Origin of the sequence: Caulobacter sp. S45 (assembly GCF_903642205.1) — a bacterium.
Taxonomy (GTDB): Bacteria; Pseudomonadota; Alphaproteobacteria; order Caulobacterales; family Caulobacteraceae; genus CAHJWH01.
This window is the reverse complement of the sequence record NZ_CAHJWH010000131.1, coordinates 1-8,953: the sequence shown is the minus strand read 5'-3', so window position 1 is coordinate 8,953 and position 8,953 is coordinate 1. Positions and strand designations below refer to the sequence as shown.

The window sequence follows — 8,953 nt, the reverse complement described above, 5'->3', positions numbered from 1 at the left end:
GCCCGAGGAACCATGACGTTTGCAAAGAAACCACGGTTCGCTTATCTGATCCGTTCCGCATTGCACATCCAGGATTACACATGGCCCGCGTCACGGTCGAAGATTGCGTCGACAAGGTCCCCAACCGCTTCAGCCTGGTGCTGCTGGCGGCCCACCGCGCCCGCGCGATCTCCACGGGCTCCGAGCTGACCGTGGACCGCGATAACGACAAGAACCCCGTGGTGGCGCTGCGTGAGATCGCCGACGACGGCGTGGAGCCCAACGGCCTGCGCGAAGCCCTGATCACGACTCTGCAGCGCGTCGACGAGCGGACCGAGGCCGAGGAAGAGGCCGAGACGCTGGCCCTGCTGGCCGACCCGCAGCACATGCACATGAGCGAGCAGGAACTTGTCCGCGCCCTGCAGAGCGACCGGGACGGCGGCCAGGAGGATCGTTACTGACCCCCGGCGGGGCCAGCCTCGCCAACCAGGAGGCGGTCCGGGAGCCTACCCCGCCCGCCCCGTCGATCCCGTCTGCCGAGGCAAGTCCGCCGCGGCATCAGCGCTTCCTGCGCCAGTATGAGCTGATCGACCGGGTCAAGAGCTATGACCCCCAGGCCGACGAGGCGCTTCTCGACCGCGCCTACGTCTACGCCATGCGGATGCACGGCGGCCAGCTGCGCGCCTCCGGCGATCCCTACTTCGCCCACCCGATCGAGGTGGCGGGCATCCTTACGGACTACCGCCTCGACACCGCGGCCATCGTCACCGCCCTGTTGCACGACGTCATCGAGGACACCGTCGCCACCCGGGCCGACATCGCCGGCAAGTTCGGCGAGGAGGTGGCGGAACTGGTGGAGGGCGTCACCAAGCTATCCCGCCTGGAGATGGGCGGCGAGCATGCGCGTCAGGCGGAGAACCTGCGCCGCTTCATCCTGGCCATCTCCAAGGACGTGCGGGTGCTGATGGTCAAGCTGGCCGATCGACTGCACAACATGCGCACGCTGCACCACATCGCCAAGCCCGAGAAGCGGGAGCGGATCGCGCGCGAGACGCTCGACATCTACGCGCCTCTGGCCCGCTCCATCGGCGTGCACCGCATCTGCCAGGAGCTGGAGGAGCTGTCCTTCAAGCACCTGAACCCGACCGCCCGCGACGCCATCCTGCGCCGGCTGGAGACCATCCGCACCGAACAGGGCGCCGCCGTCGCCACCGCCTCGGGCGAGGTCACCGCCCGGCTGGAAGCTGCGGGGATCGCGGCGCGGGTGCACGGCCGGCAGAAGTCGGCCTATTCGATCTGGCGCAAGCTGCAGCGGAAGTCCGTCGCCTTTTCGCAGCTGTCGGACATCTACGGCTTCCGCGTCATCGTGGACGAGGAAGACGACTGCTATCGGGCGCTGGGTGTCATCCACAAGGCGTGGCCCTGCGTGCCAGAGCGGTTCAAGGACTATATCTCGACCCCCAAGCGCAACAACTACCGCTCCCTGCATACCACCGTCGTGGGGCCGCGTGGCCTGCGTATCGAGCTTCAGATCCGCACTGAGGCCATGGACCGGGTGGCGGAGGAGGGGGTCGCCGCCCACTGGCGCTATAAGGGCCAGACCTATGGTTTCGACGCCCAGGCCGCCGGGGCCGATGGAGGGCGCGATCCCCTGATTAACCTGCGCCAGCTTGTCCAGCTGATGGAGCACGGCGGCGACGCCGAGGAGATGGTCGAGCACGCCAAGCTGGAAATGTATCTGGACCAGGTGTTCGTCTTCACGCCGAAGGGCCAGCTGATCAGCCTGCCGCAGGGCGCCATGCCCCTGGACTTCGCCTATGCCGTGCACACCGATGTGGGCGACACGGCTGTGGGCGTTAAGATCAACGGGGAGCTTCGACCCCTTCGCACACCTCTGGTGAACGGCGACGTGGTGGAGGTGGTGCGGGGTCACAAGCCGTCCGCGCCGCCGAACTGGCGCTCGCTTACCGTGACCGGCCGCGCCCGATCCGCCATCCGGCGGCATCTCCGTATGACGGAGCGTGAGGAGTTCATGCGCCTGGGACGGGCCGCCGTCGACCAGGTGTTTGCGAGGGCCGGGCGGGACCGGGCGGGCGTGTCGCTGCGGCCGGCGCTGGACCGCTTCGCGCAGCCGACCGAAGAGGAACTCTACGAGCAGGTGGGCCGCGGCCGGGTGGCCGGCGCCGACGTGCTCGAGAGCGTCTTTCCAGGCCTGAAGCCCAGCGAACTCACCGCGGCGTCCGCCCGCACCCGGATCGAAGACGGGCGTTCGGCGCGCCTCTATGTGCGGGGCGGCGGGCTGACGCCGGGTGTCTCGCTGCACTTCGCCGATTGCTGCAGCCCGGTTCCGGGCGACCGCATCGTGGGCATCCTGCAGCCGTCGGGCGAGGGGCTCGCCGTCCACACCATCGACTGTCCGCGCCTGGCCGACTACGAGGACCAGGACGACGTCTGGCGCGACCTGCATTGGACGCCCCAGGCTGAGGACAACACCGTCTCACGCGCCCGCCTGATGGCCACCATCCGCAACGCGCCAGGCGTGCTGGGCCAAGTCTGCACCCTGATCGGCGAGGCGCACGGCAACATCGTCAACATGCACATGCATCATCGCCAATCGGACTTCTTCGACGTGGACCTGGACATTGATGTCGCCGGCGCCAGACATCTGACCAACATCGCCGCCGCACTCCGGGCCTGCCCCTCGGTGGAGACGGTCGACCGGACGAAGGGCTGAGAGCCTCAGTTCAGCCGGCGCTTCTTCAGTAGGGCGTTGCGGTCGGCGGACCGCACACGGACATCGAACACGTCGCCCTCGCGGGCCAGGGTCAGCGGAACCTCGACACCGGCCGGGCCTAGCGCCCACAGCGCGCGGTAGAAGGCGGCGAGATCGTCCAAGGGCTTGTTCGCCAGCGAGAGGATGATGTCGCCCCGGCGCAGTTCGGCCTTGGCCGCCGGTCCGCCTGGAGAGACGCCGAGCACCACCAGCTTGTCGTCAAGCGCCTGGGCGAACAGGCCCAGCCAGGGGCGAGGCGTCCCGGAGGCGCGTCCGCGCAGCAGGTCTTCGAACACCGAAGCGAGCCGTTCAGCCGGTACGCTCATGTTCAGCGCCGATGCCCGGCCCTTCGCCCCCTGCTGCTCGACGCGCAGGGAGCCCAGCCCGACGAGATCGCCCTTCGGGCCGATCACGGCCGCGCCGCTCCAGTGCGGGTGAGCGGGGGCTGTGAACAGGGCGTCGTCCAGCAGGTACTCCCAGTAACCAGCGAAAGGCTCCCGATTGGTCAGCACGCCCTGGGCCGCATGCGCCCGGCCGCCGCCCCCTGCGATCAGAAGGACACTGTCATTGGTCAGGCTCCGCGAGTCGCCGATGGACACCGCCGGCAGCCCGAGCGGCTCCAACGCATGTACAAGACCGAAGCCGCTGGCCGAATCGACGCCCAGCACGTGAGCCGGAACGCGCCGGCCGTCCCCCGCCGTCAGGGTGACCTGCTCCGCCTCGGTGACGAGATAGCCGATGGTCAGAACGACTCCATCCTCGCGCACGACCACGCCGTTGCCTACACGCTCGGTGCCGAGCACCGACGCAGTGAAGGCGTCCTTGGGCACCTCCGCCTCCAGGGCAAGCACCGAGGAGAGGGTGCGGTCCAGGTCGAAGGCGAAGCCGGCCGCCTTGGGCCGGTCGGCCTCTTCCACCTCGAAGCCGCTGAAAGGAGACGTCACGCCATTGCTCCGCACTATGAATCCGGCCGAGCGATGAATCTGGTGCGGCGAGGCCGCAGCGCAAGAAGCCGGAGCCCTAGGCCGAACGGTGGCCGCCGCCCGTCACGCGGCGTCAGGCGGCGAGCCGGGCGCCTGACGGTTCATAGTGATCGGCCAGGAAGCCGGCGGCGTCGCCGCTGTCGGTGCGGACCTGCACGCCCCAAAGCGTGTGTCGCACTTCGAGGGTCGCATGCGTCTGCGCCTTGCATAGGGCGATCGCGGCGTGCGCGGCGTCCAGGTCGGTCATGTCGATGATCCAGGCGCCCATCAGGCAGGCGCTGTGAAAGGACTCTAGCTGACCCATCGGGTGCTCCACGCTACGCAACGCTCACATATTAGCGAGCATTTCTGAACGGAAGCTGAGCGGGCTCGCATGTCCGCCCTCGGTTAGCGGTGCGTTCACCAAAGTGGTCTCAGGGTCACACCATGATCTCCCGCATTCCTGATTTCGGTGATCCTGCGCCCCTGTTCACCGCCCGCACCGATGAAGTCGACGCCTACAACATCGGCGTCGTTGCAGGCCGATTCGTCCTCCTGATGATCTTCGGCAGCCTGGGGGTGGAGGCCTGCGCCAGGGCGCACGCTCAGGTGCTGGCGCGTCGCGCCGTGTTCGACGACCGCCATGCCCTGTTCTTCGGCGTGAGTGCGGACCGGGCGGATCACGCCGTGCGGCGTATCCGCAACCAGGCGCCCGGCCTGCGCTACTTCCAGGATTACGACTTGGCGGTCAGCCGCCTGTACGGCCTGCTGCAGGGTGAGCACCTGCGTCCGGCGGTGTTCCTGCTCGATCCCATGCTGCGGGTGATGGCGGCCGAGCCGATCGAGGCCACAGGCGCTGTGCTCGACCGGCTGGAAGCCGCCCTGGCCGATCAGGCGCAGGCCGAAGCCGCCTTCGCGCCGGTTCTCGGCGTGCCGCGCATACTGGAGCCGGAGCTCTGCGAGAGGCTTATCGCGCACTACCAACAGGTCGGCGGAGAGCCGTCGGGTTTCGCCGTGGAGGTGGACGGACGCACGGTCCAGCGCGTCCACCCCGGACTGAAGCGGCGCCGCGACGTCTGGATCACCGACGTGGCGCTGCGGGCCGAGGTGCGGCTCGCGCTGACCGAACGGCTCTTCCCCATGATCGAGCGCGCCTGGGGCTGGCGCGCCACCGAGATCGAGCGCGACATCGTCACCTGCTATGACAGCGCCGACCAGGGCTTCTTCAGCGCCCACCGCGATGACGCCACAGCCGGCACAGCTCATCGCCGCTTTGCGGTCACGCTGAACCTCAATGCGGACGCGTATGAAGGCGGCGCCCTGCGGTTCCCGGAATTCGGGAGCCGCCTCTACAAGCCGCCGACCGGCGGAGCCGTCGTGTTCGGCTGCAGCCTGCTGCATGAGGCGACGCCCGTGACGGCCGGGGTGCGCTATGCGCTGACGCCCTTCCTCTATGACGAGGCCGGCGCCCGCCTGCGGGCTCGCAACCTGGCGCAGGTAGGCGAAGCGGCCTGAGCGGAACGAAGAAACCCCGCGGAGGATCTCCGCGGGGCTCTCGCTTACGTCTGGGACGGATCAGGAGGACGAACGTCCGGCCCAAACGGCAAGGTCGTGAGGCTTTAGCGGCCGCTTAGTAGCAGGCCCGCACCCGCTGGTAGCCGCCCCAGTAGGGGTTCCAGCGCAAGCGCGTCCCGCAGCCGTAATAGCCTCGGCCGTAGTAGGGGCCGGGACCGTAGCCATAGCCGTAGTAGGGATGGTTGGCGGCCAGCGTGGCCCCGACCGCGAGGCCTACGAGACCCGCGCCGACGGCGGTTCCGGGACCCCAGCCGCGGTAGCCGCCCCAGCCACCATGGTAGCCGCGGTAGGGCTGGGCGGCGGCGGGGGTGACGGTGGCGACGGTGGCGCCGGCCAGGGTGAGGGCGGCGAGGGCGCCCGTGAGGACCTTCTTCATGACGATCTCCTTCAGGCCCGTTCATCGCCGGGGGCCCGGAATGGGCTTGGCGTGATGAGGACGATACCGTTCTAGGGGAGACCGACTGAACCCACTTGTAAGTCGCTGTTCATACTACCGTCAGCTTCGCGCCTGGCACGCGCAATCCCGTGACCGGCGCCCCTGCGATGTGGAACGCTTTGGCCGGTTTCGTGCGTTGCACCAACGAGTGGAGCTTAAGCATGACGTATACCGACACGGCCGCCTCGACCACGGCGGTTGATGGCCCAGGTGGAAGCGATCCCACGCCCCCCCGTCGGCGGTCCGTCGTGCTGCGGTGGGTCGGAGGCGTGTTCACCGCCCTGATCCTGGCCATCATCATCTTTCTGGCCCTCTTCAACTGGGACTGGTTCCGGCCGCCGCTGGCCAAGATGCTGTCGGGCAAGCTGCACCGTCCGGTCCGCATCGTCGGCCACCTGAAGGTGCACCTGTTCACCTGGACGCCGACGGTGCAGCTGGGCGGCCTGCAGGTCGGCGAGCCGGCTTGGGCGCCCAAGACCGACCTGGCCGACTTCGACGCCATCACTGTCAAGATGAAGCTGTTGCCGCTGCTGACCGGCCACGTGGTGCTGCCGCTGGTGGAGCTCGACCACCCCCAGATCGCCATGTTCCAGGCCAAGGACGGCCGCTCCAACTGGGACTTCAGCGACGGCAAGAAACCCGGCAAGCCGGCCAAGCTGCCGGCCATCCAGAACTTCGTCATCAACGACGGCAAGCTCGCCATCACCAGCCTGCAGCGCAAGCTCAGCTTCTCCGGCACCGTCAACGCCCACGAGCGCGAGACCGGCGGCGGCAAGGAAGGCTTCAAGCTCGGAGGTACGGGCACGCTGAACGGCAAGCCGTTCCTGATGAACGTCACCGGCGGTCCGCTGCTGAACGTGAAGCCCGACGTGGCCTATCCCTTCGACGCCGACGTGCGCGCAGGCGACACCGAGGTGACGGCCAGGGGTCAGGTGCCGCACCCCTTCAACCTCGGCTCCATCTATGCCGACGTGTCGATGAGCGGCCGTGACCTGGCCGACCTCTACTACCTGACCGGCATCACCCTGCCGAACACGCCGACCTATCGGATCGCCGGCCATCTCGTGCGCGATGAGATGGTCTACCAGTTCCAGCACTTCAGCGGTCGCGTCGGAGGCAGCGACCTGGAAGGCGACCTCAAGGCCGACATGTCCCACGGCAACCGCCCCGACGTCACGGCCACGCTGAGGTCCCGCAAGCTGGACATCAAGGACCTCGGTTCCCTGTTCGGCGCCACGGGTCACAACGTGCCGGCTGGGCCGCGGCTGGCCACGACCGCGGCCAAGCCCGCCGCCAACCACCAGCTGCTGCCCGATGCGCCCCTGGACGCCTCGCGCATCCGCAGCATGGACGCGCACGTGACGTTCAAGGCGGACTCGATCATTGCGAGCCCCACCTTTCCACTACGCTCCGTATCCCTGGGCGTCGACCTGGATCACGGGCTGCTTGTCCTGAACCCCATCGCCTTCCAGTTCCCCCAGGGGCGCATGTCCGGAGACGCCTCCATCAACGCCCGAGGCGCCGTCCAGCGCAACGCCGTCAACCTGTCAGTCAGCGGCGTGAAGATGCAGAACTTCGTCCCGCCCCAGAAAGGCAAGGCGGCCGGCGGACCGCCGCCGATCGAAGGCGTGTTGGACGCACGGGCCAAGCTGACCGGCGATGGCGACACGGTGCACAAGGCTGCAGCGACCTCCGACGGGGAGGTCGTCGCCGTCATCCCCGGCGGCGTGGTGCGCCAGGCCTTCGCCGAGCTGCTCGGCATCAACGCCACCAAGGGCATCTTCCAGCTACTGAACAAGGACCAGCACCAGACCGACATCCGCTGCGCCGTCGCGGACTTCCGGGTGCGCAACGGCGTGCTGCAGGCCCAGCGCGTGGTGTTCGACACCGGCGTGGTGATCGTAAACGGCTCGGGAAATGTGAACCTGAACGACGAGACCCTGCACCTGGTGTTCAAGGGCGACTCGAAGCAGTTCAGAATTTTCCACCTGGATGCGCCGATCACCATCGGCGGCCACCTGTCCAGCCCGGCCTTCGGCATAAATCCAACCGGACCGGCCATCCAGGCCGGCATCGGGGCAGCGCTGGGCGCGGTCGTTTTCCCGCCGCTCGCTCTGCTGCCCTTCATCGACCCTGGACTGGCCCACAACGCAGACTGCGCCTCGGTTCTCCAGACCGGCAAATCCGCAGGTGCGCCGGTAAAAGCTTCCCAGGTCCGTCATGCTCCACATGCAAATGCGAAGACGAAGTGAAGCTGGCAAATTTGTAAGAGGGATTGTGATTGCCGCGCCTTAAGGAAGTACCGACTGTGCTCTTTGCCGGTTGGCATCGGCCGGCGTCGGAAGGCCTCGAACAATGATAAAGTTTCTTCTCACGGGCGCGGCGCTCGCCGCGTTCGCCGTCACTCCTGCCATGGCTCAGAACAGCATGGGCTCGGGCAGCGCAATGTCGGGCGGACCCACCACCACCTCCACGACGTTCACCTCCTCCACGGCTCACAAGACGATGAAGCACAAGGCGAAGCACCATCATGCTAAGCATAAGTCCTCCTCGTCAAAGATGATGTCCAACAACATGTCCGGCGACGGCATGTCCTCCGGCGGTATGTCTTCCAGTAACATGTCTGGCGGCACGATGGGCTCAGGCTCGATGAGTTCAGGCGGCATGAGTTCCGGCTCGATGGGGTCTGGCTCCATGAGCTCGGGTGGCAACTCTATGGGCCCGCAATAACCCTCGGCCCAACCGTCCTGCGTAACGTCGGCGCCGCCGGGCTCGGGTCCGGCGGCGTTCGTCCGTCCTGAGCAGGATGTGAGCAGGCTGTGCGATGTCGCCCGGGCCAGCCTAAGCTTAGCTGAACCAAACCCAGGGTGCGGCGTTTCGACTCCGCTCTACTGAGGGGATGGCCCCTGCTGAAGCCAGCGCCGTTCTGGCGTCCTGAGCAAAGGAGAATGAAGCTCATGAAGCGTCTGATGACGGCCGCGGTAGCGGTGACCCTGATGTGCGGCGTGTCCGCCTACGCCTACGCCCAAGATTCTCAACCGGCCACGGCCGGCGACTCCAGCGCAGCCGCGCCGGCCCAGGGCTCCATGCCGTCAGGATCGATGTCGCCGGACCCCGCCGCCTCGCCGCCGCAGGGAACCGACCAGTCCGGCCAGGCGCCACAGGGACCGATGAACGGGGCGTCTCCGCCCGCCGGCGGCGACCAGAGCGGCGGCGCGATGCAGGGTG

At 67.7% G+C, this 8,953-nt stretch carries 9 protein-coding genes; 6 read left to right on the top strand and 3 right to left on the bottom strand.

Annotated features, from left to right (window positions below; translation table 11 throughout):
- The first annotated feature begins 80 nt into the window (after window positions 1–80).
- Window positions 81–440 carry a DNA-directed RNA polymerase subunit omega gene (gene rpoZ / locus HUV06_RS12375; protein WP_174301568.1) on the top strand — a complete coding sequence of 120 codons (360 nt, stop codon included), beginning with the start codon at window positions 81–83 and terminating at the stop codon, window positions 438–440.
- A 65-nt stretch (window positions 441–505) separates the two neighbouring features.
- The gene (locus tag HUV06_RS12370; RefSeq protein ID WP_174301569.1) at window positions 506–2,713 is read left to right on the top strand and encodes a bifunctional (p)ppGpp synthetase/guanosine-3',5'-bis(diphosphate) 3'-pyrophosphohydrolase; all 2,208 of its coding nucleotides are present in this window, start codon (window positions 506–508) and stop codon (window positions 2,711–2,713) included.
- Between the two features lie 5 nt (window positions 2,714–2,718).
- Here HUV06_RS12370 and HUV06_RS12365 read toward each other — a convergent pair whose 3' ends face one another.
- Both HUV06_RS12365 and HUV06_RS12360 read right to left on the bottom strand, forming a co-directional pair.
- Window positions 2,719–3,696, bottom strand: coding sequence for a S1C family serine protease (locus HUV06_RS12365; RefSeq protein ID WP_174301567.1), 978 nt, complete (start codon window positions 3,694–3,696; stop codon window positions 2,719–2,721).
- A 112-nt stretch (window positions 3,697–3,808) separates the two neighbouring features.
- Complete coding sequence (locus tag HUV06_RS12360) at window positions 3,809–4,039, bottom strand: hypothetical protein (protein ID WP_174301566.1); 231 nt, start codon at window positions 4,037–4,039, stop codon at window positions 3,809–3,811.
- Window positions 4,040–4,161: 122 nt separating this feature from the next.
- On the opposite strand from HUV06_RS12360, the gene HUV06_RS12355 reads away from it, so the two are divergent.
- A complete protein-coding gene (locus HUV06_RS12355) occupies window positions 4,162–5,229 on the top strand; it encodes a 2OG-Fe(II) oxygenase (RefSeq protein ID WP_174301565.1) in 1,068 nt (355 codons plus the stop codon).
- Window positions 5,230–5,344: 115 nt separating this feature from the next.
- Here the strand turns inward: HUV06_RS12355 and HUV06_RS12350 are convergent, their stop codons facing one another.
- Window positions 5,345–5,665 (bottom strand): hypothetical protein, encoded by a 321-nt coding sequence (locus HUV06_RS12350; RefSeq protein WP_174301564.1) that lies wholly within the window; start codon window positions 5,663–5,665, stop codon window positions 5,345–5,347.
- Window positions 5,666–5,886: 221 nt separating this feature from the next.
- On the opposite strand from HUV06_RS12350, the gene HUV06_RS12345 reads away from it, so the two are divergent.
- The 3 genes from HUV06_RS12345 to HUV06_RS12335 form a co-directional block, all read left to right on the top strand.
- Window positions 5,887–7,977, top strand: coding sequence for an AsmA family protein (locus HUV06_RS12345; protein WP_174301563.1), 2,091 nt, complete (start codon window positions 5,887–5,889; stop codon window positions 7,975–7,977).
- Between the two features lie 103 nt (window positions 7,978–8,080).
- The gene (locus tag HUV06_RS12340; RefSeq protein ID WP_174301562.1) at window positions 8,081–8,455 is read left to right on the top strand and encodes a hypothetical protein; all 375 of its coding nucleotides are present in this window, start codon (window positions 8,081–8,083) and stop codon (window positions 8,453–8,455) included.
- A gap of 227 nt (window positions 8,456–8,682) precedes the next feature.
- A partial coding sequence (locus HUV06_RS12335; protein ID WP_217433843.1) for a hypothetical protein occupies window positions 8,683–8,953 on the top strand: 271 nt, incomplete at its 3' end.

Coding starts and splice junctions, on each gene's coding strand:
- HUV06_RS12355 (WP_174301565.1), top strand. CDS start 4,162: ATGATCTCCCGCATTCCTGATTTCGGTGATCCTGCGCCCCTGTTCACC.
- HUV06_RS12345 (WP_174301563.1), top strand. CDS start 5,887: ATGACGTATACCGACACGGCCGCCTCGACCACGGCGGTTGATGGCCCA.
- HUV06_RS12340 (WP_174301562.1), top strand. CDS start 8,081: ATGATAAAGTTTCTTCTCACGGGCGCGGCGCTCGCCGCGTTCGCCGTC.
- HUV06_RS12350 (WP_174301564.1), bottom strand. CDS start 5,665: ATGAAGAAGGTCCTCACGGGCGCCCTCGCCGCCCTCACCCTGGCCGGC.
- HUV06_RS12360 (WP_174301566.1), bottom strand. CDS start 4,039: ATGGGTCAGCTAGAGTCCTTTCACAGCGCCTGCCTGATGGGCGCCTGG.
- rpoZ (WP_174301568.1), top strand. CDS start 81: ATGGCCCGCGTCACGGTCGAAGATTGCGTCGACAAGGTCCCCAACCGC.